We start from the raw sequence: 25,030 nt of genomic DNA, 5'->3' as shown, positions 1-25,030 counted from the left end.
ACCTCGCACTCACCGGCTGACACCAGACACCGAGCAGCGGCAACCACAACACCCTTTTACGAGACATCCCTTAGGCGTACGGACACCGGACATCAACGACGCTGTCCGGTGTCCGCCTGACAACGCCCCGGTTCACCCGCGCCATCACCCGTGTCCCGTTAGCATCGACAAACTGCTTGCGGGGGCGGCAAAGGGGGCTTGATGGCGGACGACCGGCACTTCTCCGGTTCGGACAACTACGCGGGAATGTCACTGGAACAGCTCCGCGATCTCCTCGGCAGCGTTCCTGACGGTGCCGCCGCACACCTCGCGCGGGATTTCCAGCAACGCGGCAAGGTCGCGGTCCAACTCGCTGATCGAATGAACGCGCTCGCCAACCGGCTTTCCGGCAGCTGGCAGGCGCCATCGGTTGACAAGGCGAAGAAGGCGGGCGACGGACTCCGCGGCTTCGGCGATGTCCAGCAGCAGGCCGCTCAGCAGATCAGCAATGCGTTGGAACCCGCCGCCACCAAGGCGAACAGCGTGTCCGAAACGGTGAAGACGCTCAAGGTCTCCGGGCGTGAGTTCCCGAAGAACGCGGGGAAGTTCGGTCCGCAGGACCTCGTTCTCGTCAACACCGACCACGCCCGCTACGAGCAGCAGAAAGAAGCCAAGCGCCAGGAAGCCATCGAACTGGGCACGCAGCTCGACAAGCAGGCGGCCGCGATGGACAGTTCGACGCCGCCCTTCCCCACCGTTCCCGCCAACTTCTTCGACGCGGGCGGCGGCGAAACCCCGCCACGCGGCCCTGGCGGCGGAGGTGGGGGCGGCTGGCCCGGCGTGCGCGGCGGTTCCGAATCACGCACGTTGGACACGTCGTCCGTTCCGTCCCCGCAACCCACTCCGACGCCCGCGCCCCATCCCGTCCCGGACCCGCACCGACGCGACGAACTCGACCTCGCCGGGTCCGACACCAGACCGCCCACTCCGTCTCCAGATCCGGAGGGGCGCGTCGGAGGCGTCGGCGCTGGTTCCGGTGGCTTCAGCTCCGGCGGCACCGGCTCAGGGGGCGTCGGCCCAGGTGCAGGCGGACTCGGCTTCAGCGGCGCGGGCTTCTCCGGATTCGGCGGTGCATCCATCGGACCAAGTCCCTCTGTTCACGAACCCTCCCCACGCAACGCCCCCTCCCCCAGCTCAGGCTTTCGCCCAGGCGCTTCACCTCCGGCGCCCGGCCCGGCCGCTCCTCGCCCAGGTGGAGGCGGCAGCTTCCTCCAGCCCGCGCTCGGCGGCACCGGCCAACGCGCGGAGGACGAGGAGCACCAGCGCCGATACCCCGTCACCGACGACCTCGTCGGCGACCTCCCGCTCGTGGCCCCGCCGGTGATCGGCGAGTACTCCGACGAGGACCGGTGAGGTGACCCGTGACCGCCTGGAACGAGGAGCCCGCACCGCAGGACACCGGCTACCAGCAGATGGTCGAGTCCCTCGACCGCGCCAACGCCCAACTCGGCCAGGGCATCACCTGCGACAAGGTCACCGCCGACTGGATCACCCGCGAACTCACCGACATGATCCTCGTCGCTGAAGGCGAGGTGCGAAAGGCACGTGACTTCTACGCCAAAGCACAACGAGTGGATCTGGGAAAGTCCCAGGCGGGGCAAGCGATCCGCGCAAAGATCGTTGCTCGGGCCTCGGACCAGGAGGGCGGGTGCCTGCGCTTCTGGACGGACTACCACAAGGCTCTCATCACCTACCGCGACAAGGTGTCCGCGATGGCTCGCGAATGGGAGCGCGCGGACCGGAACAGCGCCGACAATCTCCCAGGAAGTCCTCGATGACCAACCGCCATCCCATCATCACCGCGCTTGTCGCGATCAGCTTGACGACGTCTTGCTCACCCAGTCTCTCGGGCAAGCCGTCCCCTGCCCCGTCGCAGGTGCCCCTGCCCACGACAACGTCCTCCAGCCAGATCACCGCTGTGGACGTCTGCGGCCTCATGACACCTGCGGACTTTCCCTACCGAGGGGAACAACCCAAGCCAGCCGAACCGGCAGACGGCCCCTTCCCCGGCTGTAGTTACCAGGTCAAGCCATCTCCGGACGTCGCATCGGTTCTCACCGTCGGGCTCACCTTCTTCCCCGGCAGGAAGCTCGGGCCTGTCAGTTTCGGAGGGCGGCAAGAGGTGACCGTCGCCGGAAAGCGAGCCGCGCTCGGCCAAGGAGATCTCCAGGGCAATCCCGGCGAGTGCGAGCTGTTCTTCGAGTCCGCACGGGGGGAATGGGGGATCACGGTGGTGGACAGTTCGGCGCCTGGGCGGGACGGGTGTGCGACGGCGAAGCACATCGGTGAGCGCGTGGCGCCGCGCGTGCCATGAGGATTCCAGCGATGGCGCACAAGGGGAGATGACCCGTGACCGCCTGGAACGAAGAGCCCGCACCGCAAGACACCAGCTACCAGCACATGGTCGAATCCCTCGACCGCGCCAACGCCCAACTCGGCCAGGGCATCACCTACGACAAGGTCACCGCCGACTGGATCACCCGCGAACTCACCGACATGATCGAGATCGCCGAGGGGGAGGTTCGAAAAGCACGCAGGTTCTACGACGACACCCAAGGAATCGACCTGGGAAAATCCCAAGCCGGACAGGCAATCCGGGCGAAGATCATCGCCCGCGCATCTGACCAGCAAGGCGGAGCGCTGCGTTTCTGGATCGACTACCACCAGGCTCTCATCACCTACCGGAACAAGGTGTCCGCTATGGCTCGGGAATGGGAGCGCGCGGACCTGAACAGTGCCAACAATCTCCCAGGAAGTCCTCGATGACCCCTCACCCTCGCATCATCGCCGGCCTGCTCGTGACTGCCCTCACAGTCTCCTGTTCACCTGACCTACCTGGTGAACCGACCGCCTCCACGCAACCGCCTCCGATCACCACGACGTCCGCAGGCCCTATCACCGCCGCCGACGTCTGCAAGCTCATGACGCCCGCGGATTTCCCGTACCAGGACCGGAGAGCCGAACCCAAACCAGCCGAACCCGATGAACACCCGTTTCCTGACTGCGGCTACCAAATAAAGCCATCCCTAGAAATCGAGTCGGTCCTCACCGCGGGTCTCACATTCCTCCCCAATCGCAAGCTTGAACCCTTCGACTTCGAGAACCGCAAGGAGATCCAGGTCGACGGAAAGCGTGCGGTCCTCGGCCAGGGCAAACTCAAGGGGAGCTCGGGCGAATGCGAACTGATCTTCGAAGGGCAGCGCGGAAAGTGGAGGATCATCGTGGTGGACAGTTCGGCGCCTGGGCGGGACGGGTGTGCGACGGCGAAGCACATCGGTGAGCGCGTGGCGCCGCGCGTGCCATGAGGATTCCGGCGGTGGTGTACGAGGTCTGCTGGGAGCGGCTGGGGCTCGGCGTGATGCCTTACCCGCTGGTGGTCCTCCAGCACGGGGTGAACGGCGACGAGCGGGCGCGGGCGCAGGAGTGGGCGGCGGGGTGGCTGGCGCACCACGGGCTCGGCGACGCGGTGCGGATCGGGGACCCGATCGCGGAAGCACTGCACGCGGTGGCGCACGCGAGCAGTGAGTTGGCGGTGTTGTACGCGGACGAAGCGGGGCAGACGCGGATCGGGAGCTTCGTGCGCGGAAACGCGTGTCTGCGGGCGGTGTGGCGCGGCGACGAGGTCGAGCTGACCTGGATGGATCGGGACGACCACGCGCGCGGAGTGGTGGACGCGCTGCCGAGGTGCCGCGCGGGCAAAGGGCAGTCGGGACAGGTGCCCGCGAAGGCGTTGGAGCACGCGGCGCAGGCGTGGGAAGGCAGCGGAGCGATCAGCGCGGCGGAAGACCGGTTGGTGGCGGCGGGGGCGGAGCGGGCGCAGGCGCGGAGGTTCCTGGACGCGTACTCCAGCGCGACGGCGATGGGGCAAGCGACGGCGCTGAAACCGCAGCCGCACAAGGACAACAAGGCGATCGCGCGCACGCCGATGACGTTCGTGGACACGCCGGAGGGCCGGTACTCGATCACCGAGCGGGCGAACTGGTTGACGATCTCACCGGTCGACGAGCGCCTGATGGCCACGCGCCTCGGCGAACTGCTGGTTAGCTTTTAGCCTTGCGGCGGCTGAAGAAGAAGACCACGCCGAGGGCGAGCAGCCCGGCGACGGCGAGAGCGCCGATGGAGGAGCCGCCGGACTCGGCGGGCGGTTGGGCCTGGCCGGAGCCGTCGGGGCTGGGCGAAGGGGCGGTGCGCTCGGTGCCCCCCTGACTGCGGGCCAGCTCAACGGCGCCCTCGATCGCGCGGATCGGGGAGTTCTTGCCCTCGGTCCCGGACAGCAGCGAGCCGTCGGTGTCGAAGGCGATGGCCTCGCCCTGCTCCTCGTTGGGCAGCGGAACGCGGACGGGCTTGCGGGCGAGCGCGGCGGCGATGTCGCCATCTGGCGCGGAAAACAGATACGCCTCGGTGTAGGTGCGAAGCGCCACAACGGTTCCGTCGGCGTTCACGGCGCCGCCGGTGACGAGCACGGAGCCGATCCCGGCCCCGACCGGCCCGCCGGGAGTGCTGGTGGAGCGCAGGGAGACCGCGCCGACCTTCTCCAGCGGAGTGGGGCCGGGAGCGGAGAGCTTGCCGGCGGGCCGGTAGACCTTGGCCTCGCCGAACGGTTCCTTCGACACCAGGTAGGGCACGTTGTTGCGGTCGAGCAGCAGCGCCTCGACGTCGTGCGGGCCGTCCGGGTAGGTGAGCCGGTAGAGCGTGGACTTGCCGTTGGGGTTGAGCGCGTGCAGCGCGACGGTCTCCCGTTGCTTGCGGTTGTCGCCGGTGTCGGCGAGCCACAGCGTGCCGTCGGCGGCCCGCGCGAGGTCCTCGACGTCGAAGGGGTCAGTCGCGTTGGTGATGGCGCGCTGCACGGCACAGCTCTTGTTCAGCACGTAGACGGTCAGCTTGGTGCCGCCGTCGTTCATCGCGTACCAGTACTTGCCGTCGGCGGCGAGGCCGGACAGCTCGCTGACGCGCTTGTCGGAGATGCGGCACCGCTCGACGGGGTCGGCGGAGGCCGGTAGCGCCGAGACCGTCAGCAACACGGCGACCACACCGATCAGGGCGCGCAGCCGACCCACTCGTTTACCCCCCACGTCGGAAAGACGCATGAAACACCAGTGGGTTCAGTGGCGCACGACGAACTCGTCGAGGGCTCCGGCCAGCGGCGGCAGCACGCGGGCGCGCAGCTCGGTGCCGTCGTCGGTGTGCTTCTCGTCGAGCACGACGCCCTCGGCGTGCACCCTGGCGACGACCTCGCCCCGGGCGTACGGCACGAAGACCTCCAGCTCGACGTCGGTCCTGGGCAGCCGCTCGGCGATCACCTGGCGCAGGTGCTCGATGCCCTCGCCGCTGTGCGCGGAGACGAACACCGCGCCGGTGAACAGGTGCCGCAGCCGGGTCAGCGTGACCTCGTCGGCGGCGTCGATCTTGTTCACCACCAGCAGTTCCGGCGGCATCGGGGTGTCGCGCTCGGCGATGATGTCGTTGAACACCTCGCGCACGGCGGAGACCTGGCGCTCCGGCAGCGGGTCGGAGGCGTCGACCACGTGCACGAGCAGGTCGGAGTCGGCGACCTCCTCCAGCGTCGAGCGGAAGGCCTCGACGAGCTGGTGCGGCAGGTGCCGGACGAAGCCGACGGTGTCGGTGAGGGTGTGCACGCGCCCGTCCGGGGTCTCGCTGCGCCGGGTGGTCGGGTCGAGCGTGGCGAACAGCGCGTCCTCGACCAGCGCGCCCGCGCCGGTGATCGCGTTGAGCAGGCTGGACTTGCCCGCGTTGGTGTACCCGGCGATGGCGACGCTGGGCACGTCGTTGGACTTGCGCATCCCGCGCATGGTCTCGCGGACGGTGCCCATGGCGCGCAGTTCCTTGCGCAGCTTGGCCATCCGCTTGTTGATGCGCCGCTTGTCGGTCTCCAGCTTGGTCTCACCGGGACCGCGGGTGCCGATGCCGCCACCGGTGCGGCTCATCGCCTGACCCCAACCGCGCAGCCTGGGCATCATGTAGGACAGCTGGGCGAGCTCGACCTGCGCCTTGCCCTCCTTGGAGCGGGCGTGCTGGGCGAAGATGTCCAGGATCAGCGCGGTCCGGTCGATGACCTTGACCTTCAGCTTCTCCTCCAGCTGGCGCAGCTGGCCGGGCGAGAGCTCGCCGTCGCAGACCACGGTGTCGCAGCCGGTGGCCATGACGATCTCACGCAGCTCGGCGACCTTGCCGGAGCCGATGTAAGTGGCGGTGTCGGGCCGGTCGCGGCGCTGCACGAGGCCGTCGAGGACCTCGGAGCCCGCGGTCTCGGCCAGCCGGGCCAGCTCGGTCATGGAGGCTTCCGCCTCCTGCGCGTCGCTGCCGGTCCACACGCCGACGAGGACGACGCGCTCCAGCCGCAGCTGGCGGTACTCGACCTCGGTGATGTCCTCGAGCTCGGTGGACAGCCCCGCCACGCGGCGCAGCGCCGCACGGTCGGCCAGCTCCATCTCACCGGTGGACACGCGGTCGAACCGGGTGGACTCGTCGATGTCCCGGTCGTGCTCGGGCAGGCTCATGTGCTCACTCATACGTCTTCCAGTGTCCCACGCCCCGCACCCGATTTCCCCCCTCGGTGTTCACCCGGACCGGTAGCGGGCGAAGAACAGGCTCACGGCCTGCCCCTCGGGGTGGCGTGGACGCGCGGCGAACTCGTCGACCAGCTCCTTCAGTCGCGACTCGAACTCTTCCAGCTCTTCCTGCGGCAACCGCAGCAGGAGCCGGGTGATCTGGGCGGATGCGATTCCGACGTCGGCCAGCTCGGCGAGGAAGGCCTCCAGTGAGGCGGGGTTGACGGTGTCGCGGTAGCGCGCCATGTCCAACGACCAGGACAGTCCCGTGCCCCGGTAGGGGATCTCGCGCGCACCCCTGGCGCCCCTGCGCACCGGCAGGGCTTCCAAGAAACCCGCGTCCAGGAGTTTGCGCACGTGGTGCAGCGTGGTGGCGGGGTCGCGGCCGAGCGCGGAGGCGAGTTCGCGGTTGGTCATCGGCTCGGTGATGGTCAACCGGATGATCCGCAGGCGCAGCGACGAGGCGAGGGCGGCGGCTTCCCGCTCGCTGGCCGGGCGCCGTGGGGGCTCGGTGCTCACGGCTTCAGCGTAGGACCAGAAGTGATTGACTGTTTCCAATCACTTCTGCGAGTCTGCGCCGGTGACGTCTGCGACCTCCTCCCTGCGCGGGCACCGCGACTTCCGGCAGCTCTGGATCGGCGACACGGTCGCCCAGTTCGGGACCTCGGTCGGCGGGACCGCGCTGCCGCTGCTCGCGGTGACCGCGCTGGCCGTCGGCCCGTTCGAGATGGGGCTGCTCACCGCCGCGAAGTCGTTGGCGTGCCTGCTGATCGGGCTGCCCGCAGGCGTGTGGGTGGACCGGATGCGGCGGCGTCCGCTGATGCTCGGCGCCGACCTCGGCCGAGCCGCGCTGCTGGCGACCGTGCCGCTGGCGTGGTGGGCCGGCTCGTTGACGCTCGCGCACCTGCTGGTGGTGTCGTTGCTGGTCGGAGCGCTGACGGTGTTCTTCGACGTGGCCTACCAGGCGTACCTGCCCGGTCTGGTCGGCAGGGAGCACCTGGTCGAGGGCAACGCCAAGCTCCAGGCGAGCATGTCGGTCGCCGAGGTCAGCGGGCCCGCGCTGAGCGGCTGGCTGGTGCAGGCGGTCGGCGGCGCGAACGCGATGCTGACGACGGCGGGCGGTTACCTCGCGTCGGCGGTGTTCCTGCGCCGCATCAGGACGGTGGAGCCCGAGCCGGAGCGAGCGGCGGAGCGCCGGTTGCTGCCGGAGATGGCGGAGGGCCTGCGCTTCGTGCTCGGCAACCCGCTGCTGCGCGCGATCGTCAGCTGCACGGCGACGTGGAACCTGTTCAGCTCGGCGGGGATGGCGGTGCTGCTGCTGTTCCTGACCCGCGACCTCGCGCTGCCCCCGGCGCTGGTCGGGGTGGTGCTGGCGTGTTTCGGGGTCGGCGGCGTGCTCGGCGCGCTGACCGCTCGGCGGTGGGGAACGCGCTTCGGCCAGGCGCGCACGATCTGGCTGTCCATGGTGGTGACGCAGCCGCTGGCGCTGCTCGCCCCGTTGGCGTGGCCGGGCGCGGGCGCGGTGCTGGTGATGATCGCGTGGTTCGCGCTCGGCTACGGCGCGATCGTCTACAACGTCGCGCAGGTGAGCTTCCGCCAGGCGATCTGCCCGGACAGGTTGCTCGGCCGGATGAACGCCTCCGTGCGCTTCGTGGTGTTCGGGACGCAGCCGCTGGGCGCGCTGGCCGGAGGCGCTGTCGGCGAGGTCATCGGCGTCCGGCCGACGTTGTGGATCACCGCGACCGGGATGGCGCTCGCGGTGTCGTGGGTGCTGGCCTCGCCGTTGCGCCGCATGCGCGACCTGCCGGTGTCAGCCCGCTAGCCACCACGAGTCGGACAGCGTGCCCTCGGCGACCAGGACTGCGGGGCCGGTGAGCGTGCTGGTGTCCGCACCGATCGACACGCAGACCTGACCGCCGGGAATGGTCACCAGGAGCTGCCCAGTGCCACGACCGGTCTGGTGCAGGAACGCGGCGACGGCGGCCACAGTGCCGGTCCCGCAGGAACGGGTCTCGCCGACACCGCGCTCGTGGACGCGCATTCGCAGCTCAGCGTCGGACAGCTGCGAGATGAACTCCACGTTCACGCCGTGCGGGAAAAGCACCGGATCGTGGCCCGGCGGCACAGTGAGGTCGAGGTCGGCGATCTCGACATCGGTCACGCACACGAGGTGCGGGTTGCCCACGTCGACCGCGATGCCGTGGAACGCACGCCCAGCCACAGTGGCCGTGGATTCGCCGACGATGCGCGCGGGCCCCATATCTATGGTCACCGTGCCGTCGTCGTTCACAGTGACGGGCTTGTCACCGGCGCGCGTGCCCACGAGGAAACCACCCGGCTTCGCGAGCCCCCTGTGCACCAGGTAGTTCGCGAACACACGGACGCCGTTGCCGCACATTTCGGCGATGGAGCCGTCGGCGTTGCGGTAGTCCATGAACCACTTCGCCTGAGTGCTCTCAGGCGCGTCCGCGACGTGTTCGCTGCGCACAACGCGGAGCACGCCGTCAGCGCCGAGGCCGCGGTTGCGGTCGCACAGCGCGCGCACGCGGTCGTCGGTCAGCTCCAGCTTGCCCTCGGCGTCAGCGAGCACCACGAAGTCGTTCTGCGTCCCGTGGCCCTTGGCGAACTCAATACCCACGCTGTTCAGCGTAGTTACTGAGCACCACATCAAGCAGGTCGGGCCTCGCGGCGTCGAGCCAGGTGATGCGCTTGTCACGACGGAACCACGACCGCTGACGGCGGACGAAACGCCGAGTCGCCTGCGCGGTCACCGCGACGGGGTCCGGCACCTCCTCCAGGATCTGTTGGTAGCCAAGGGCTCGCGACGCCGTAGTGCCCTTGCGGAGCCCAAGCGCCTGTAGCTGGCGGACCTCCTCCACGAGACCGCCGTCGAACATGCGCACCACGCGGTCGTCGATGCGCTTGTCCAGCTCAGCGGTGTCGCGGTCCAGGCCGATGAGCAACGCGTCATAGCGCGGAGGGCCGGGGCGCGGCAGCGTCGCGGAGAACAGACGGCCGGTCACCTCGATGACCTCAAGCGCGCGCACGATGCGACGGTCATTGGTCGGCAGCACTGCCTCGGCCGCCGCCGGGTCGAGCTGGGATAGGCGCTTATAAAGCACACCCAGCCCCGATTCGGCCGCTTCGGCCTCCAAGCGCGCACGCACTTCGGGATCGGTGCCGGGGAACTCCAAGTCGTCCAGCACCGACTGCACGTACAGACCGGAACCGCCGACCAGGACCGGAACTCCGCCCCCCGCGAGCACCGTCTCGATGTCAGCCCGCGCGTCTTGCTGATAAGCCGCGACAGACGCGGTCTCGGTGACATCGAGGACGTCGAGCTGGTGGTGCGGAATCCCGCCGCGCTCCGCCTCGGTGAGCTTGGCGGTGCCGATGTCCATACCTCGGTACAGCTGCATGGCGTCGGCGTTGACGACAGCGCCACCGAGCCGCTGCGCGAGCGCCACGCCGAGGTCGGACTTACCGGTGCCCGTGGGCCCGATGACGGCGATCAGCCTGCTCATGCGGCCGGTTCCCAACGCGCCACGTGGTAGCCCACGCCGTACGGAGCACCGGAGTAGTCGACCGCGCCGCGCCAGCTCACCCCTGAGCTCTGCGCGACGCTGGCCAGCACCTGCCACGCGGACCGGCCTCGCGCGCCCAGTTCCGCAGCCAGCTCGGTGTCGATGTCCATCAGCGCGTCGGCGTCGGCGGTCGCGAGCGCGTCGCGGACCTTCTCGTCGAACTCCCCCGCGCGCGGGTCGGGCCGCCCTGGAGCGCGGTCGCCGTGCCGGGGCGAGGAGTCGCCGAGCACCAGCAGCGCGACCGGCTCCGGCCCGGACAGCGCGTCCACCAGCTCGTGGCCGACCAGCCAGCACTGGTCGGGGTCCAGCTCGGGTGTCACCAACCGCACCCGGACCTCGTCGGCGCCGGAGTGCTCGCGCAACCAGCCCGCGATCAGCGCGGGCAGCGGCAGCAGCGGATCGGTCCTGCCCTCGCCCTCCGCCAGCTCGGCGAGGCTCACCGGCACGTCGACGCCGAAACCCGCGAAGCTGCCCCGCGTCGCGGGTTCGATCACCCGCGAGCCGACCTCGTCCACGGCGACGGCCGACCACCTCGACGTCGCCTCGGCGAGCCAGCGGGCGGCGTCCAGGCACGCCCGGCGCAGGGGTTCGGTCTCCTCGGTTGCACCCGCGACCAGTTGCGGCACGAGCAACGGTGGGTGCGGCAGCACGGCGGCACGAACGATCACGTTCGGGCAGGCTAGTGCCCCCTCACACGTTCGGCCGAACACACCCGGGTGGGCGGTGCAAGGTCATGGGTAGGTCACAACCCGGCCTCGGAGTTCCGGCGAGCGCCCTGACCTGTTTCAATCCCCCTTCAGGGATCGCGGGCCACACCGGCCCGGATGCCCGGTTGCCAGGCCCCGCAGCCATGCGGGGCGCCCGCACGCGGTGCGGGCGGTGAAGGCTAGGAGGAGCCGGCGATGACGGACCAGGAGACGACCCAGGCCGACGGGCAGCAGGGTCGGGCCACTCCGGACACCACGGCCCAGGACAACACGACCCCGGTCACCCCGCCCCCGGCGGCCGTCGCCGCGCCCGCCGCCCCGGTGGTGCCGACCGCGTCGGAGCACCCGGAGCGCTGGGGCCGGGTCGACGACGACGGCACGGTCTACGTGCGCACCGCCGACGGCGAGCGGTCGGTCGGGTCGTGGCAGGCGGGCGAGCCCGCCGAGGGCCTCGCGCACTTCGCGCGCAAGTTCGACGACATGCTCACCGAGCTGGGGTTGCTGGAGGCGCGGCTGCACTCCGGCGCCGGTGACCCCAAGCAGGCGATGGCCAGTGCCAAGCACCTCAAGGAGGCGCTGGTCGAAGCGGCCGTCGTCGGCGACCTCGCCGGGCTGGCCAAGCGGGTCGAGCACGTCATCGGCCGGGCCGAGGTGGCCATGGAGGCCGGCAAGGCCGCCAAGGAGCAGGCCCGCGTCGACGCGATCGCGCGCAAGCAGGCCCTGGTCGACGAGGCCGAGGGACTGGCCAACGACTCCACCCAGTGGAAGGTCGCCGGCGACCGGCTGCGCACCATGCTGGAGGAGTGGAAGTCGGTGCGCGGCGTCGACCGCAAGACCGACGAGCAGCTGTGGCGGCGCTTCGCCAAGGCCAGGGACGCCTTCAACCGCAGGCGCGGCTCGCACTTCGCCGACCTCGACCGGCAGCGCTCGACCGCCAAGCAGCGCAAGCAGGAGATCGTCGAGGAGGCCGAGTCGATCGCCACCTCCAGCGAGTGGGGCGACACGGCCAACCGCTACAAGGAGCTGATGACGGACTGGAAGGCGGCCGGGCGCGCGCCCAAGGACGCCGACGACGCGCTCTGGAAGCGGTTCCGCGCGGCGCAGGACCAGTTCTTCGCGCACCGCTCCGAGGCCTTCAGCGAGCGGGACGCGGAGTTCTCCGCCAACGCCAAGCTGAAGGAGGAGCTGCTGGCCGAGGCCGAGTCGATCGACCCGTCGACCAACGGCCTCGAAGCCGCGCGCAACCAGCTCTACAAGATCCAGGAGCGCTGGGACCAGATCGGCAAGGTCCCGCGCGAGCGGGTGCGCGAGCTGGAGGGCAAGCTGCGCTCGATCGAGGAGCGCGTGCGCTCGGCCGCCGACGCGCAGTGGCGGCGCACCGACCCGGAGGCCGAGGCCAGGGTCGCGCAGTTCCGCGAGCGGGTCGAGCAGTTCGAGTCCCAGGCCGCCAAGGCCCGCGCCGCCGGGGACAAGCGCCGCGCCGAGCAGGCCGAGTCGCAGGCAGCGCAGTGGCGCGAGTGGCTGGCCGCGGCCGAGAGCTCGGTCGCCAACCGCTGAGCAGGCAGTGCCTCCGGAGCCCCCGCCCACCTCGGGCGGGGGCTCCGGCTGTTTCCGAGGTGGCCGGTAGCCTGCGAGCCCGCCGAAAGGAGAAAGCGCACGTGAGCGATCCGGAAACTCCTCGGAAGCCCGCCAGTCACGCCGAACTGCGCGCACGGCTGCTGCGGCTCTACGAGGAGTCGGACCGCCCGAGCTACAAGGCGATGGACACCGCCGCGCGCACCCACGGCGTGGCGCTGGCCAGGGCGACCCTCTCGGACCTGCGCAACGAGAAGTACCGCGACCGCCGCAACGGCTGGGACGTGGTGAAGGCGGTGGTGGTCGGCTGCCTGTTGTGCCGCGGCGAGTCGCAGGAGTCGGTCTCCGCCGAACTGGAGCGCTGGCACGGCTGGTGGTCGCACGTGTCGGTCGAGGCGGGCGAGTTCGTCAACCGCAAGCCCGCCGCCAAGCCCGAGCCCCCGGCACCCGAGCCGGAGCCGGAACCCTTGCGCGAGCGCCCCTGGTTCGTGCGGCGGTGGCGGGTGGTCCTCGCGTGCGTCAGCAGCTTCGCGGTGGGCACCGCCACCGGGGCGGTCGCGATGACGTGGGAGCCCGGCCCCGATCCGTCGCTGGCCTACGACCTCTGCGGCGAGGCGGTGGGACCCACGAGCCGCCACGGGAGCCTGGCGCTGATCGCCGAGACGGGACCACCGAAGAAGGTGGTGCGCGACCGCCTGATCCAGCTGAGGGTTCAGCTGCACCCCGACCACGGCTGGATCGCCTGGGCGCGCCTGGAGAAGACCGGCGATCCCCAGGACCGGCTCTGGCTCGACTGGAGCTACCAGGATTCGCCCAAGGACCACTCCAGGTGGCGGCAGTGCGGCGCCCAGTCGATCAGCGCTGGCGTGGACACCCCGGCGCTGCTGGTCACCGACGCCGGGGGCCGCAAGCGCTGGTTCCGCGCCTGCGGCCAGGTCCCGGACTGGCACCGCGCGGCGATCAAGGACGGGACCTTCTGCACGAGCTGGACGCGACCGAGCACGTGACGGGCGTTCGCCGCGCCGAACAGCCCTCACCCGTTCGGTCGGGCGACGCCGAACGCGGTTTCCCCGGCGGGGCGCTTGTGCTGCGCTGTCGATCATGAGACGCGTCACCGCCCTGCTCGGACTGCTCCTGCTCGCCGCACTGGCCCTGTCCGGGTGCATGCGCTACCGCGTGAACGCGGTGGTCGGGGTCGACGACACGGTGAGCGGATCGGTGATCGTCGCCTACTCGCCGCAGGGACTCGGCATGGCCGAGGGGCCGGGGCGCGACGGTGTCGCCGACCTGAAGGACTTCCTGGAGCGCAACGCCACCACGGTGAGCAAGGGGACCGCGTCCGTGCGCCCGTACACGGCGGAGGGCCACAAGGGCTACGAGACGATCTTCACCGGGGTGTCCACGAAGGACTTCCTCTCGCTGCTGCGCTACGAGGACGGCGGGCAGGGCGTCGACATCTCGCTGACCAGGACCGCGGAGGGCTACGCGTTCTCGGCCAAGGAGCAGCCGGACAAGCCGGGGCAGATCCCGCTTCCACCGGAGACCTTCGCCTCGGTGGAGATCGCGTTCTCGATCACCTTCCCCGGCCCGGTGCTGCGCGCCAACGGCGAGATCTCCGGCAACACCGTGACCTGGCGGCCGAAGCTGCGGCAGTCGACGACCTTGGAGGCCGTCGGCAGCTCGACGACCGCCCCCGTGCCGCCGGTGGCCGACCCGGGCGCCGCGACCCCGGAGCCCGGCGACTCCGGCGGCGGTTTCCCGACGGGGATCGTGGTGGGCGCGCTGTGCGGCCTGGCCCTCGCCGTCGCGGCGGTTCTCCTGCTGCTGCGCAGGTTCTCCCGTTGATCGTCCACTGTGGACACATCGCGTTCAGGAAAGCGCATGCAAGCGTTGTCCAGCAGCTGGGACTCCTTGACACTGCAAAACATCACGTCCTAGCGTCGAACCCGTGAAGCGAGGAATCCGTCTTGTCACGCGGGGTCACATCGACCTCGTCCGCGTGGCGTCCTCCCTCTGTCGCTGATCCCGCACAGTCGCCCGTCCACCCGCACGACACCGACGACACGTGGGATTCGAATCCATGACGCTGACCGCAGGCAACCAGAACGCCCTCGCGGTGTCGGAGCCCTCGCCCGAGCTGGTCGAACTGCTGCGGACCGGGCCGTTCCCGGCGGCGCTGCGCGCGGCGATCCAGGCGAGCGGGCTGAGCCTGGACCGGGTCCAGTACCGCCTGCGCTCCAGGGGCGCGTCGGTCAGCGTCGCGACGTTGAGCAACTGGCAGTCCGGCCGCCGCCAGCCCGAGGGCGACGCGTCCTTCGCCGTACTGGCCAACCTGGAGGGCGTGCTCGGCCTCGCGCCGTCCGCGCTGCGCGCACTGGTCGGCCCACCACGCCCGCGCGGCAGGTACGCGCCGAGCACGATCAGCGCGCCCGCCATCGAGGAGATGTGGACGGCGAAGGACCGCCTGGCCTCCCTTCTGTCCACAGTGGACACCAGCTCGGACGCGCTGCTCACCAGGCTCAGCCAGCACGACCTCGTCGAGGTCGACGCCTCCGGCGCCCAGCGCGGTGTGCGCGTGCGCCAGGTGCTGCGCGCCGACGCGGACGGCGTCGACCGCTGGGTGGTCGTCTACGCGCCCGGCCACCCCCTCGGCGAGGCCGCCGACCTGGTGCCGCTGCGCCACTGCGCGCTCGGCCGCAGCACCGTCGACGACACCGGCCTGATGGTCGCCGAACTGCTCTTCGAGGTCCCGCTCGCGCGCGGCGAAACGATCATGATGGAGTACGACCTGGTCAACCCGGCTGGCATGAGCGGGCGCGACTCCGACGTGTTCACCCGCAAGTTCCGCAGGCCCGTGCGCGACTACCTGGCCGAGGTGCAGTTCGACCCGGCCGCGCCGCCCCGCCGCTGCACCCAGATCAGCGCGCCGCTGGACCAGCCGACCCAGTTCCGCCGCAGGGCGCTCACCATCAGCCCCGCGGGAGCTGTGCACGCCGTTGGCCTGGACGTCGGTCCGGGCACCTTCGGCATCCAGTGGGACCTCTGAGCGGACTCGACTGCGCGGCTCGTGGACCACCGTCGCCACCCGCCTGGCCCCGCCTTCTGCGAACTCCCCTCAAGCCCTGAACGACCCCTTCAGGTACTTCAACGCACCAAACGACCCGTTCAGCGCGCTCAACGCACCAAACGACCCGTTCAGGGCTTCACCACCTCAATGACTCGTTCATGTGGTTGAACGGACTGAACGAGTCATTCAGGTGGTTGGACGTGCTGAACGAGTCATTCAGCAAGCTTGGCGCAGTCCTCCGTGCTCCACGAGCGTTCGAGCAGCGCGGCGATCAGCGCCGGGAGCTGGCGACCTTCACCCACATGATCGCCAGCGCGATCGCGGCCAGCTCGGCGAGGACCAGGCCGAACCCGGGTCCTGGCCCGGGCACCTTGTTCGACTTGCCGGTCTGCTGGGTCCAGATCGAGAGCATGCCCAGCACCGCCGCCGCGCAGCCGCCGACCGCGCACATCCAGGCCAGCGCCCAGTTGCGCAGCGCGAGGGTCAGCCCGGAGCCGAGCACGCCGACGCCGAGCAGGAACGCCGCGAACAGCACCGGGAGCAGGCCGACCCGCTCCGCGCCGAAGAGCACCTGCCAGCCGAGCGTGTCACCGACCCACGGCAGCACCGAGGTCACCAGCACGACGAGCACCGCGACCGCGATCCGCACGGCGCGCATGCCGGGGTCGATGCGGCGGTTCACCCGGTGCTCGGCCTGGCGCAGGTCCGCGTGGAACTGCTCGAAGCCGTTCTCGCCGTTGCCCGTCACCGGACCGCGCACCCGGACTCCGAGGCGGCGGGCAGGGGCGCCGGGGTGCCGAAGCCGGGCAGGCCGAGGCTGACGCCGGAGGTCTTCGGGCGAATTCCGGCCTCCCAGTGGTCGCCCGCCCTGGTGCGCCGGTGCGAGAGCAGGTCACCGTCGGCGTTGAGGTGGTGCGGGGCGCCGTAGGTCACCACGGTCTCGACGACGTCGCCCGGCCGGATCTCGCGGTCCACGGCCGACCCGGTCGGCGTGAAGTGCACGAGACGACCGTCTCGCGCGCGACCGCTCATCCGGCGGGTCTCGGTGTCCTTGCGGCCCTCACCCTCGGCCACCAGGACCTCCAGCCTGCGGCCGACGATCTCCTTGTTCAGCTCCCACGCCACCTGCTCCTGCACCTCGATCAGGCGCATGTAGCGCTCCTGCACGACAGCCTTGGGCAGCTGCTCGTCCATGTCCGCGGCGGGCGTTCCGGGACGCTTGGAGTACTGGAAGGTGAAGGCGTTGGAGAAGCGGGCCGCGCGCACCACGTCCAGGGTCGCCTGGAAGTCCTCCTCGGTCTCCCCGGGGAAGCCGACGATGATGTCGGTGGTGATCGCCGCCTCCGGCATGGCCGCGCGGACCTTCTCGATGATCGAGAGGTAGCGCTCGCTGCGGTAGGAGCGCCGCATCGCCTTGAGCACGCGGTCGGAGCCGGACTGCAACGGCATGTGCAGCTGGTGGCAGACGTTGGGCGTCTCGGCCATCGCCGCGATCACGTCGTCGGTGAAGTCCTTGGGGTGCGGGGAGGTGAAGCGCACGCGCTCCAGGCCCTCGATGTCGCCGCACGCGCGCAGCAGCTTGCCGAAGGCGAAGCGGTCGCCGAACTCCACGCCGTAGGAGTTGACGTTCTGGCCGAGCAGCGTCACCTCCAGCACGCCCTCGGCGACCAGTGCCTCGACCTCGGCCAGCACCTCGCCGGGGCGGCGGTCCTTCTCCTTGCCCCGCAACGAGGGGACGATGCAGAACGTGCAGGTGTTGTTGCAGCCCACCGAGATCGACACCCAGCCGGAGTGCGCGGAGTCGCGGCGCGCGGGCAGCGCGGAGGGGAAGACCTCCAGCGATTCCAGGATCTCCACCTCGGCGGCGGCGTTGTGCCGCGCCCGGTCCAGCAGCGCGGGCAGCGAGCCGATGTTGTGCGTGCCGAAGACGACGTCGACCCAGGGCGCGCGCTTGACGATCTCGCCGCGGTCCTTCTGCGCGAGGCAGCCGCCGACCGCGATCTGCATGCCCGGGTGCTCGGTCTTCACCGGGCGCAGGTGCCCGAGGTTGCCGTAGAGGCGGTTGTCCGCGTTCTCGCGCACCGCGCAGGTGTTGAACACGACCACGTCGGCGACGTCCTGCTCGTCGGCGCGGACGTACCCGGCGTCCTCCAGCAGCCCGGACAGGCGCTCGGAGTCGTGCACGTTCATCTGACAGCCGTACGTCCTGACGGAGTACGTCCTCGGCTCCTGCATCGTGCTCACGCGTTCCACCATATCCCCTGGTCAGCGGCAGTCCTCAGCGCGGCGGCCACGAGCAGGGTCACTGCGGGCCGCGAGGGGGTGCCCGGAGAGCATGGTAGGCACCGCCCGTTCCAGGTGGTCAGCGCAGGGTCGCGAGCTCGCTGACGTGCCGCGTCGGCTCGCCGAGGAAGACCTCGGCGCTCGGCGTCGCATGAGCGATGTTGAAGGTGTGCAGGCGGTAGGGCTCCCGAAGCGGTAGCTGATCTGCCAGCGCAGCCGCTCCCCGCGCGCGAGCCGCACCGCGGGCGGCCGACGCCACCGCTTCGGCATGCCGAACGGCGTCACGACCAGCACGACCCGCACCAGACCGTCGACCTCGCGAAGCAGAACGTCCTTGCCGGACACGTCCACCCCGCGATCGTGGGCCTTCGGCGCCCCTACCGCCGACGAATTCGCGCGCTCGCACAACTCGTCATTGATCTGGAATTGATATGGGCCGTTGTCCTGGCACCATGTGCGGGTGCTTCGGAGGACAACGCTGACGGCCCTCGTCCTTGTGGTGGCGAGCCTGCTCGCCGGCTGCCAGGCGAGCTTCGCCGACCTGCGGCTCAAGGTGGCGGCGGGCGCCCGCGGCGGCGTCTACTACGGGCTGAGCAACACCCTCGCCACGGTGTGGAGTCGCCAGCTGGCGATCCGGCCACCGGAGGTGCTGGCCACCGAGGGCTCGGTGGACAACCTGCGGATGCTGCGCGAGGGCCGCGCGCAGGTCGGTTTCTCGCAGGGCGACACCGCCTCCGACGAGTACGCGCGGGAGGCCACCAACCCGACGCTCGCGGGCAACGGGCTGCGCGCGCTGACCCGCATGCACGACGACTACCTGCAGATCGTGGTGCGCGCGGACTCCCCCATGCGCAAGCTCTCCGACCTGCGCGGCAAGCGCGTGTCGATCGGCGCGATGAATTCCGGCGTCCAGGTCATCGCGCAGCGCCTGCTGGACACGGCGAAGGTGCGGGTGGAGAAGGACCTCGTCGCGGTGCAGTACGGTGTCGCCGACTCGGCGACCGCGCTGCGCGAGGGCCGGATCGACGCGTTCTTCTGGTCCGGCGGCCTGCCGACCGAGGCGGTGAACACGCTGTCGAAGGCGGTCAAGCTGCGCATGATCGACCTCTCCGACGTGCTGCCGGAGCTGCGCAAGCGCTACCCCGGCTACGGAGCGGCGAGCCTGCCCGCCTCCATCTACGACCTCGCCTCCGGGCCGGTGGCCACCCTGGTGGTGCGCAACTTCCTGGTGGTGACGGCCTCGATGCGCGACGACGTCGCCGAAGCGCTGACCAGCAGCGTCTACGCCTCGCTGCCCGACCTCGTCACCGCGAACTCCGCGGCGCGCACCATAGACGTGCGCGGAGCCGTTGAGACCGACCCGCTTCCGCTGCACCCCGGCGCCGTCAACTACTACCGCTCGACGAAGCTCTAGCGGATCGAGCGGATCGAGCGCTCCGGCGGGGCCAGCGGCATCGTCACCACGACGCGCAGGCCGCCCCCCTTGGGCAGTTCCAGGCGGACGTTGCCGTCCACGCGTGCCACGATCCGCGTGACGATCGCCAGGCCCAGGCCGGAGCCGGGCACGTTCTGGTGGCTCGGGCTGCGCCAGAACCGGTCGGTGGCCCGCTCCAGCTCCTTCTGCCGCAGACCGGGACCCTCGTCGCGCACGCTGACCTCGACGCGGTTGTCCACCCGCCGCGCGCCCACCTCGACGACGGTGCCGTCGTTGGTGAACTTCAGCGCGTTGTCCAGCAGCGCGTCCAGGATGCCCTCCAGGCCGCGCGGGGTGAGCATCGCGACGAGGTCGGTCTCGCCGGTCTGCACCAGCTCGACGTGCCGGGAGTCGGCGACCGCGCTCCACGCCTGCAACCGCTCGATGACGATGTCGTCGACGTCGATCGGCACCGGCTCCAGCGAGCTGGCCTCCGCCCGCGCCATCACCAGGAGCTCGTCGAGCAGGCGGTTCAGCCGGTCGGTCTCCTCGATGGCGGCCTCGTGGTGCACCTCCGCCTCGGCGTCGACGTGGCCCTCCAGGTTGCCCAGCCGCAGCCGCAGCGCGGTGAGCGGGTTGCGCAGCTGGTGCGAGGCGTCGGCGACGAAGGCCCGCTGCGCGGCCAGCACGTCGCCGACCGCCGCGGCCATCTGCTCGAAGGAGCGGGTCAGCATCCGCAGCTCCGGCGGCCCGCCGTCACCGCCGACCGGCTCCACCGGGCGCCCCATGACCAGCGCGGTCACCATCTTCCCGGTGGCCTGGTCCAGTCGCTGCACCGGTTTCAAGATCCAGCGCACCACCGGCAGCGCGAACAGGATGCCCGCGCCGAGCGCCAGCAGGCTGCCCAGCAGCAGCGCGCCCCACCAGACCACGACCCGCCCGCGCGCCGACGACGTCGGCGAGATGATCAGCGCGGCGCCGCGCACCTCGCCGTCGGCCAGCACCGGGGCGGCCAGCACCAGCGGCTCGTCGTGCCACGGCAGCATCAGCTCGCCCGGCTCGGAGTGCCGCCCGGCCAGCGCGAGCCCGACGCGGTCGATCACCGTGCGGTCGGTCAGCTCCAGGCCCGGCCGCGAGCGCGCGACCACGGTGCCGTCCCGGTCGGTGATGGCCACCGCGATCCGGTAGACCTCGTCGTAGCGGCGCAGCTCGCGCTCGATCACCGAGGGCTGGTCGTCGATGATCGGCCGCTGGGCCAGCGAGGCGAAGCGGGTGACGTCGGTCAGCCGGTCCAGGAACAACCGCTGCTGCTCAGCGCCCGCCACCGTGGCCGCGAGCGGGACGCCGAGCCCCGCGAGCACGAGCACGAGCAGGGACAGCACCGTCGTCAGCAACCGGGAACGCACCCGACCACCCTTCCAGCGGCACCCACTGCCGCGAAACCCTTACCTGACACCCGAAGCCCGGGCACCCGAACTGCCGCGCACGGCGGCGGAACCACAGCGAAGATCCACTCGATCGGGTTACCCGGCCGGGGTGGCGGCGGCGAGGCGGTAGCCCACCCCGCGCACGGTCTCGATGAGGTCGGGGCGGCCGAGCTTGGTGCGCAGCGTGGCCACGTGCACGTCCAGCGTGCGGTTCACCCCGGACCAGGTCCGGCCCCACACCTCGGAGATGATCCGCTCCCGCGTGCACACCGAGCCGCGCGCGGCCACCAGCAGCGCGAGCATCTGGAACTCCTTGCGGGACAAGGCGATCGCCTCACCCGAAACGCGAACCTCGTGCCGGTTCAGGTGCACCTCGACGTCACCGATCTTGACGACGTCGTCGGTGCCCGCGTGGCCGCGGCGGCGGCGCACCGCCTGCACCCGCGCCATCAGCTCGCCCACGTCGTAGGGCTTCACCAGGTAGTCGTCCGCGCCCGCGTGCAGCCCGAGGATGCGGTCGTCGACCTCTCCCCTGGCGGAGACGACGATGATCGCCACGTCGCTGGCCGCCCTGATCGCGCGGCACAGCGCGACACCGTCCACATCGGGCAGTCCGAGGTCCAGTAACACCACGTCCACATCGGACAGGCTCTCCAGGACTCCCTTACCGCCGGGAAGACGGGACACGGTCATTCCGCGCCTGGTGAGGGCCGGTTCCAGCGCCTCGGCGACGCGGTCGTCGTCCTCGACGAGCAGTACCCTCACGGGTGGTACCTCCCTTGAGCCTGCGAGGCTCATCCGTGACAGAGTTGAGACCCTAAGTCTTGCTCAACCGATCTGGACTGGTGTGGTCGCCCACACCTAGGTTTCCGCCAACTGAATCACCCTTGTCGACGAGGAGCGCCGATGACCGCAGCTGCCCCCACTCCGCCGATGATCCGGATGGCGGGAGTGGACAAGCATTTCGGGCCGCTGCACGTGCTCAGGGGCATCAACATCGAAGTGCCCAAGGGTCAGGTGGTGGTGGTACTCGGTCCGTCCGGCTCTGGCAAGTCCACGCTGTGCCGGACCATCAACCGTCTCGAACCGATCGACTCCGGTGACATCGAGGTCGACGGCGACCGCCTGCCGGACGAGGGCAAGGCGCTGGCCGCGCTGCGCGCCGACGTGGGCATGGTCTTCCAGCAGTTCAACCTCTTCGCGCACAAGACCATCATCGAGAACGTGATGCTGGCGCCGATGAAGGTCAGGGGCGTCAAGGAGGCCGAGGCCCGCAAGCTCGCCCAGCAGCTGCTGGAGCGCGTGGGCATCGCCAACCAGGCCGACAAGTACCCCGCGCAGCTCTCCGGCGGTCAGCAGCAGCGGGTGGCCATCGCCCGCGCGCTGGCGATGAAGCCGAAGGTGATGCTCTTCGACGAGCCCACCTCGGCGCTGGACCCGGAGATGGTCAACGAGGTCCTGGACGTGATGACCACGCTGGCCAAGGAGGGCATGACCATGCTCGTGGTCACCCACGAGATGGGCTTCGCCCGCAAGGCGGCCGACCGCGTGGTGTTCATGGCCGACGGCGAGATCGTCGAGGACACCACCCCGGAAGAGTTCTTCACCGCCCCCAGCTCCGATCGCGCCAAGGACTTTCTCGGCAAGATCCTGCCGCACTGATCATCCTGATAGCAGGGCGGACGCGGGCGGCGTCCGAGAGAGTCAGCAGAGTCGAAAGAAGGAAGCAGATGCGTTTCAGCAAGGGACTGCGGATCGGTGCCTCGGTCGCCGCGCTCGCGGTGCTGGCGGCCTGTGGCGGTGGCAGCGGCGGCGGCTCCGGCATCGAGGCGCGGGCCAAGAGCGGCAAGCTCGTCGTCGGCATCAAGTTCGACCAGCCCGGCATGGGCCTGAAGACCCCGACCGGCTTCACCGGCTTCGACGTGGACGTGGCGAAGTACATCGCCAAGGAGCTCGGCGTCGACGAGTCGAAGATCGAGTTCAAGGAAGCCCCCTCGGCGCAGCGGGAGAACCTGCTGGAGAAGGGTGACGTCGACATGATCGCCGCCACCTACTCCATCACCAACGACCGCAAGCAGAAGGTGCTCTTCGCCGGGCCGTACCTGACGCCGGGCCAGGACCTGCTGGTGCGCGTGAACGACAACAGCATCACCGGGCCGGAAGCCCTCAACGGCAAGAAGCTGTGCTCGGTCAAGGGTTCCACCTCGGCCAAGGCGGTCAAGGACAAGTTCGCCAACCAGGCGCAGCTGCAGGAGTACGGCGGCTACTCGGAGTGCCTGGCCGGCCTGGAGAGCGGCGCCATCGACGCGCTGTCCACCGATGACTCGATCCTCGCCGGGTACGCCGCGGCGAACCCGGGCAAGTTCAAGCTCATCGGCAAGCCCTTCACCAAGGAACTGATCGGCGTCGGCCTCGCCAAGAGCGACACCAAGGGCCGCGACGCGGTGAACAAGGCCCTGGAGAAGATGATGACCTCCGGTGCGTGGAAGACCGCGCTGGAGAAGAACCTCGACAAGTCGGGCTACAAGATCCCCGAGCCGCCGCAGATCACCGAGAAGTGACGCGGTAGAGGATCGAGTCGCGGCGCGCCGGACGAGATGTCCGGCGCGCCGCCCCCGTTGCGGACCGCAGCCCCCTGAAACACGGCTAGGAGAACTCACACCGTGGACCTGTTGAGCAAGTACGACGTGCTCGGCGCGTTCTGGGTCACCGTGCAACTCACCTTCTACTCGGCGGTGGGCGCACTGATCTGGGGCACGATCCTGGCCGGGATGCGGGTCAGCCCCGTACCGCTGATGCGCGGCATCGGCACCGTGTACGTGAACGTGATGCGCAACACCCCGCTCACCCTGATCATCATGGGCACCTCCCTCGGGCTGTACTCGACGCTCGGCGTCGTGCTCACGACCAAGTCCGACAAGGACCTGACGTTCCTGGCCACCAACAACTTCTGGCTGGCCGTGCTCGGTTTCGTCGCCTACACCGGCACCTTCGTCTGCGAGTCGCTGCGCGCGGGCATCAACACGGTCCCGGTCGGCCAGGCCGAGGCCGCGCGGGCGCTCGGGCTGAAGTTCACCCAGACCCTGGGCATCGTGGTGCTGCCGCAGTCCTTCCGCGCGGTGATCGCCCCCCTGGCCAGCGTGCTGATCGCGCTGACCAAGAACACGACCGTGGCCAGCGCCATCGGGGTGGCCGAGGCGGCCGCGCTGATGACCAGCATGATCGAGTTCGACTCGCAGTACCTGTTCGTGATCTTCGGGATCATCGCGCTCGGCTTCGTGATCCTGACCCTGCCCACCGGCCTGCTCCTGGGCTCGGTGGCCAAGAAGGTGGCGGTGAAGCGGTGAGCGCGCCCTCGGTCCTCTACGACGCACCTGGCCCGAAGGCCAAGGCCCGCAACGTCGGCTACACGGTGGTTTTCGGCGTGGTGCTGGCCGCCGTCGCCTGGTTCACCATCTCCGCGCTGGCGGAGAAGGGCCAGCTCGAAGGCGCGAAGTGGTCGCCGTTCCTGCTCGGCAGCACGTGGACCGAGTACCTGCTGCCCGGTCTGCTCAACACCCTGATCGCGGCCGGGTTGGCGATCGTGATCGCACTGCCGATCGGTTTCATCCTCGGCATCGCCCGGCTCTCCGACCAGAAGTGGATCAGCATGCCCGCCGGCGCGCTGGTGGAGTTCTTCCGCTCGCTGCCCGTGCTGATCCTGATGATCTTCGCCAACGAACTCTTCGCCCTGTACCTCAACGTGGACCGCGACGTCCGCCCGCTGGCGGCCGTGGTCACGGGCCTGGTGCTCTACAACGCCTCCGTGCTCGCCGAGGTGGTCAGGGCAGGCATCCTGTCGCTGCCCAAGGGCCAGACCGAGGCGTCGATGGCGCTGGGTCTGCGCAAGGGCCAGACGATGCGGATCATCCTGCTGCCGCAGGCGATCACCGCGATGCTCCCGGCGATCGTCAGCCAGCTCGTGGTGATCCTCAAGGACAGCGCCCTCGGTGGCGCGCTGGTCGGGTACTCGGAGCTGTTCGCCCAGTACCGCTACATCTCCAACAACTACCAGAACCTGATCCCGACGATGATCGTCATCGCGGTCATGTACATCGTCATCAACACGCTGCTGACCACCTTCGCCTCGTGGCTGGAGAAGCGCATGTCCCGCAAGGGCAAGCCGACGGTCGGTGCGGGCCCGATCGGGGAGCAGGCTCCCGGCATGGAGTTCACCGGTCTGCGGACCGGCGGAACCGCCTGAGCCACGACCCTCTAGGGTGCTCTGGACCCGGTACGACCCGCGAGGGGGAGAAATGCCCATGCACCGTCGATCCGCACTCGCTGCGGCGGTCGTGATGGGGGTTCTCCCCCTCGCGGGTCGTA

The 25,030-nt window shown here is 70.0% G+C and carries 28 protein-coding genes; 17 read left to right on the top strand and 11 right to left on the bottom strand.

Annotated features, from left to right (window positions below; translation table 11 throughout):
* The first annotated feature begins 201 nt into the window (after positions 1 to 201).
* From CCN37_RS40280 to CCN37_RS32480, 6 genes are read left to right on the top strand one after another with little or no spacing between them, the layout of a single operon-like run.
* Positions 202 to 1,392, top strand: a complete 1,191-nt coding sequence (locus CCN37_RS40280) for a hypothetical protein (protein WP_086828310.1) — start codon at positions 202 to 204, stop codon at positions 1,390 to 1,392.
* A gap of 8 nt (positions 1,393 to 1,400) precedes the next feature.
* Complete coding sequence (locus tag CCN37_RS32500) at positions 1,401 to 1,817, top strand: hypothetical protein (RefSeq protein ID WP_086828307.1); 417 nt, start codon at positions 1,401 to 1,403, stop codon at positions 1,815 to 1,817.
* Positions 1,763 to 2,353: a DUF3558 domain-containing protein gene (locus CCN37_RS32495; protein ID WP_086828304.1), complete on the top strand. Its 591-nt coding sequence runs from the start codon at positions 1,763 to 1,765 to the stop codon at positions 2,351 to 2,353. The genes CCN37_RS32500 and CCN37_RS32495 overlap by 55 nt, the downstream gene beginning before the upstream one ends.
* Before the next feature lie 35 nt (positions 2,354 to 2,388).
* Positions 2,389 to 2,805 (top strand): hypothetical protein, encoded by a 417-nt coding sequence (locus CCN37_RS32490; protein WP_086828302.1) that lies wholly within the window; start codon positions 2,389 to 2,391, stop codon positions 2,803 to 2,805.
* On the top strand, positions 2,802 to 3,344 hold the full coding sequence (locus CCN37_RS32485; protein ID WP_168200969.1) for a DUF3558 family protein: 543 nt from the start codon (positions 2,802 to 2,804) through the stop codon (positions 3,342 to 3,344). Before CCN37_RS32490 ends, CCN37_RS32485 begins: the two co-directional genes overlap by 4 nt.
* Positions 3,345 to 3,355: 11 nt before the next feature.
* Positions 3,356 to 4,090, top strand: a complete 735-nt coding sequence (locus tag CCN37_RS32480; protein WP_168200968.1) for an ESX secretion-associated protein EspG — start codon at positions 3,356 to 3,358, stop codon at positions 4,088 to 4,090.
* Here CCN37_RS32480 and CCN37_RS32475 read toward each other — a convergent pair.
* The 3 genes from CCN37_RS32475 to CCN37_RS32465 all read right to left on the bottom strand — a co-directional run bounded on the left by CCN37_RS32475 (position 4,080) and on the right by CCN37_RS32465 (position 7,127).
* On the bottom strand, positions 4,080 to 5,078 hold the full coding sequence (locus CCN37_RS32475; RefSeq protein WP_371505328.1) for a hypothetical protein: 999 nt from the start codon (positions 5,076 to 5,078) through the stop codon (positions 4,080 to 4,082). The two genes, CCN37_RS32480 and CCN37_RS32475, sit on opposite strands and share 11 nt — an antisense overlap.
* Positions 5,079 to 5,141: 63 nt before the next feature.
* Complete coding sequence (hflX, locus tag CCN37_RS32470) at positions 5,142 to 6,557, bottom strand: GTPase HflX (RefSeq protein ID WP_246843442.1); 1,416 nt, start codon at positions 6,555 to 6,557, stop codon at positions 5,142 to 5,144.
* Between the two features lie 60 nt (positions 6,558 to 6,617).
* Complete coding sequence (locus CCN37_RS32465; RefSeq protein ID WP_086828292.1) at positions 6,618 to 7,127, bottom strand: transcriptional regulator; 510 nt, start codon at positions 7,125 to 7,127, stop codon at positions 6,618 to 6,620.
* Between the two features lie 61 nt (positions 7,128 to 7,188).
* On the opposite strand from CCN37_RS32465, the gene CCN37_RS32460 reads away from it, so the two are divergent.
* Positions 7,189 to 8,430, top strand: a complete 1,242-nt coding sequence (locus tag CCN37_RS32460; protein WP_086828290.1) for an MFS transporter — start codon at positions 7,189 to 7,191, stop codon at positions 8,428 to 8,430.
* Here the strand turns inward: CCN37_RS32460 and dapF are convergent.
* Genes dapF through CCN37_RS32445 form a run of 3 tightly spaced genes read right to left on the bottom strand, consistent with a single transcriptional unit; the run spans position 8,419 to position 10,860 of the window.
* Positions 8,419 to 9,276 (bottom strand): diaminopimelate epimerase, encoded by an 858-nt coding sequence (gene dapF / locus CCN37_RS32455; protein WP_086828288.1) that lies wholly within the window; start codon positions 9,274 to 9,276, stop codon positions 8,419 to 8,421. The genes CCN37_RS32460 and dapF overlap by 12 nt on opposite strands.
* On the bottom strand, positions 9,236 to 10,132 hold the full coding sequence (gene miaA, locus CCN37_RS32450) for a tRNA (adenosine(37)-N6)-dimethylallyltransferase MiaA (protein WP_086828285.1): 897 nt from the start codon (positions 10,130 to 10,132) through the stop codon (positions 9,236 to 9,238). Before miaA ends, dapF begins: the two co-directional genes overlap by 41 nt.
* A complete protein-coding gene (locus CCN37_RS32445; protein WP_086828282.1) occupies positions 10,129 to 10,860 on the bottom strand; it encodes a hypothetical protein in 732 nt (243 codons plus the stop codon). The genes miaA and CCN37_RS32445 overlap by 4 nt, the downstream gene beginning before the upstream one ends.
* Before the next feature lie 234 nt (positions 10,861 to 11,094).
* Here CCN37_RS32445 and CCN37_RS32440 point away from each other — a divergent pair, with 234 nt between their 5' ends.
* From CCN37_RS32440 to CCN37_RS32425, 5 genes are all read left to right on the top strand, one after another.
* Positions 11,095 to 12,456, top strand: a complete 1,362-nt coding sequence (locus CCN37_RS32440) for a DUF349 domain-containing protein (RefSeq protein WP_086828280.1) — start codon at positions 11,095 to 11,097, stop codon at positions 12,454 to 12,456.
* A 101-nt stretch (positions 12,457 to 12,557) separates the two neighbouring features.
* Positions 12,558 to 13,481 carry a hypothetical protein gene (locus CCN37_RS32435; protein WP_086828278.1) on the top strand — a complete coding sequence of 308 codons (924 nt, stop codon included), beginning with the start codon at positions 12,558 to 12,560 and terminating at the stop codon, positions 13,479 to 13,481.
* A gap of 94 nt (positions 13,482 to 13,575) precedes the next feature.
* Complete coding sequence (locus CCN37_RS32430) at positions 13,576 to 14,319, top strand: hypothetical protein (protein WP_086828277.1); 744 nt, start codon at positions 13,576 to 13,578, stop codon at positions 14,317 to 14,319.
* A gap of 103 nt (positions 14,320 to 14,422) precedes the next feature.
* On the top strand, positions 14,423 to 14,497 hold the full coding sequence (locus CCN37_RS42450) for a putative leader peptide (protein ID WP_371505325.1): 75 nt from the start codon (positions 14,423 to 14,425) through the stop codon (positions 14,495 to 14,497).
* Between the two features lie 57 nt (positions 14,498 to 14,554).
* Entirely contained in the window at positions 14,555 to 15,520 is a 966-nt protein-coding gene (locus CCN37_RS32425) for a helix-turn-helix transcriptional regulator (RefSeq protein WP_086828275.1), read from the top strand.
* A 292-nt stretch (positions 15,521 to 15,812) separates the two neighbouring features.
* Here CCN37_RS32425 and CCN37_RS32420 read toward each other — a convergent pair whose 3' ends face one another.
* The 3 genes from CCN37_RS32420 to CCN37_RS32410 all read right to left on the bottom strand — a co-directional run bounded on the left by CCN37_RS32420 (position 15,813) and on the right by CCN37_RS32410 (position 18,083).
* Positions 15,813 to 16,301 (bottom strand): hypothetical protein, encoded by a 489-nt coding sequence (locus tag CCN37_RS32420; protein WP_086828273.1) that lies wholly within the window; start codon positions 16,299 to 16,301, stop codon positions 15,813 to 15,815.
* Positions 16,286 to 17,776, bottom strand: coding sequence for a tRNA (N6-isopentenyl adenosine(37)-C2)-methylthiotransferase MiaB (gene miaB, locus CCN37_RS32415; protein ID WP_168200971.1), 1,491 nt, complete (start codon positions 17,774 to 17,776; stop codon positions 16,286 to 16,288). The genes CCN37_RS32420 and miaB overlap by 16 nt, the downstream gene beginning before the upstream one ends.
* Before the next feature lie 127 nt (positions 17,777 to 17,903).
* Positions 17,904 to 18,083 (bottom strand): hypothetical protein, encoded by a 180-nt coding sequence (locus tag CCN37_RS32410; RefSeq protein WP_086828270.1) that lies wholly within the window; start codon positions 18,081 to 18,083, stop codon positions 17,904 to 17,906.
* Positions 18,084 to 18,284: 201 nt separating this feature from the next.
* Between CCN37_RS32410 and CCN37_RS32405 the strand changes: the two genes are divergently transcribed.
* On the top strand, positions 18,285 to 19,238 hold the full coding sequence (locus CCN37_RS32405; protein ID WP_246843441.1) for a TAXI family TRAP transporter solute-binding subunit: 954 nt from the start codon (positions 18,285 to 18,287) through the stop codon (positions 19,236 to 19,238).
* On the opposite strand, the gene CCN37_RS32400 is transcribed toward CCN37_RS32405, so the two are convergent.
* Together CCN37_RS32400 and CCN37_RS32395 are read right to left on the bottom strand one after the other, a co-directional pair.
* A complete protein-coding gene (locus CCN37_RS32400) occupies positions 19,235 to 20,644 on the bottom strand; it encodes a HAMP domain-containing sensor histidine kinase (RefSeq protein ID WP_086828268.1) in 1,410 nt (469 codons plus the stop codon). The two genes, CCN37_RS32405 and CCN37_RS32400, sit on opposite strands and share 4 nt — an antisense overlap.
* 117 nt (positions 20,645 to 20,761) lie before the next feature.
* Positions 20,762 to 21,430, bottom strand: a complete 669-nt coding sequence (locus CCN37_RS32395) for a response regulator transcription factor (protein WP_086828266.1) — start codon at positions 21,428 to 21,430, stop codon at positions 20,762 to 20,764.
* 168 nt (positions 21,431 to 21,598) lie between these two features.
* Here CCN37_RS32395 and CCN37_RS32390 point away from each other — a divergent pair, with 168 nt between their 5' ends.
* The 4 genes from CCN37_RS32390 to CCN37_RS32375 all read left to right on the top strand — a co-directional run bounded on the left by CCN37_RS32390 (position 21,599) and on the right by CCN37_RS32375 (position 24,908).
* Complete coding sequence (locus CCN37_RS32390) at positions 21,599 to 22,327, top strand: amino acid ABC transporter ATP-binding protein (protein WP_210408307.1); 729 nt, start codon at positions 21,599 to 21,601, stop codon at positions 22,325 to 22,327.
* 68 nt (positions 22,328 to 22,395) lie between these two features.
* The gene (locus CCN37_RS32385; protein WP_086828261.1) at positions 22,396 to 23,226 is read left to right on the top strand and encodes a glutamate ABC transporter substrate-binding protein; all 831 of its coding nucleotides are present in this window, start codon (positions 22,396 to 22,398) and stop codon (positions 23,224 to 23,226) included.
* 102 nt (positions 23,227 to 23,328) lie between these two features.
* Positions 23,329 to 24,012, top strand: a complete 684-nt coding sequence (locus tag CCN37_RS32380) for an amino acid ABC transporter permease (RefSeq protein ID WP_086828259.1) — start codon at positions 23,329 to 23,331, stop codon at positions 24,010 to 24,012.
* Positions 24,009 to 24,908 (top strand): amino acid ABC transporter permease, encoded by a 900-nt coding sequence (locus CCN37_RS32375; protein WP_086828256.1) that lies wholly within the window; start codon positions 24,009 to 24,011, stop codon positions 24,906 to 24,908. The genes CCN37_RS32380 and CCN37_RS32375 overlap by 4 nt, the downstream gene beginning before the upstream one ends.
* Positions 24,909 to 25,030 lie beyond the last annotated feature (122 nt).

It is taken from the genome of Allokutzneria sp. NRRL B-24872 (assembly GCF_002155965.1).
In the GTDB taxonomy this organism is placed as follows: domain Bacteria; phylum Actinomycetota; class Actinomycetes; order Mycobacteriales; family Pseudonocardiaceae; genus Allokutzneria.
This window is presented reverse-complemented; position numbering and strand designations above follow the sequence as displayed.

Excerpts from the sequence above, each read along its gene's own strand:
- CCN37_RS40280 (WP_086828310.1), top strand. The coding sequence starts at position 202 with ATGGCGGACGACCGGCACTTCTCCGGTTCGGACAACTACGCGGGAATG.
- CCN37_RS32495 (WP_086828304.1), top strand. The coding sequence starts at position 1,763 with ATGGGAGCGCGCGGACCGGAACAGCGCCGACAATCTCCCAGGAAGTCC.
- CCN37_RS32485 (WP_168200969.1), top strand. The coding sequence starts at position 2,802 with ATGACCCCTCACCCTCGCATCATCGCCGGCCTGCTCGTGACTGCCCTC.
- hflX (WP_246843442.1), bottom strand. The coding sequence starts at position 6,557 with ATGAGCCTGCCCGAGCACGACCGGGACATCGACGAGTCCACCCGGTTC.
- dapF (WP_086828288.1), bottom strand. The coding sequence starts at position 9,276 with ATGTGGTGCTCAGTAACTACGCTGAACAGCGTGGGTATTGAGTTCGCC.
- miaA (WP_086828285.1), bottom strand. The coding sequence starts at position 10,132 with ATGAGCAGGCTGATCGCCGTCATCGGGCCCACGGGCACCGGTAAGTCC.
- CCN37_RS32440 (WP_086828280.1), top strand. The coding sequence starts at position 11,095 with ATGACGGACCAGGAGACGACCCAGGCCGACGGGCAGCAGGGTCGGGCC.
- CCN37_RS32430 (WP_086828277.1), top strand. The coding sequence starts at position 13,576 with ATGAGACGCGTCACCGCCCTGCTCGGACTGCTCCTGCTCGCCGCACTG.
- CCN37_RS32425 (WP_086828275.1), top strand. The coding sequence starts at position 14,555 with ATGACGCTGACCGCAGGCAACCAGAACGCCCTCGCGGTGTCGGAGCCC.
- miaB (WP_168200971.1), bottom strand. The coding sequence starts at position 17,776 with ATGCAGGAGCCGAGGACGTACTCCGTCAGGACGTACGGCTGTCAGATG.
- CCN37_RS32390 (WP_210408307.1), top strand. The coding sequence starts at position 21,599 with ATGATCCGGATGGCGGGAGTGGACAAGCATTTCGGGCCGCTGCACGTG.
- CCN37_RS32385 (WP_086828261.1), top strand. The coding sequence starts at position 22,396 with ATGCGTTTCAGCAAGGGACTGCGGATCGGTGCCTCGGTCGCCGCGCTC.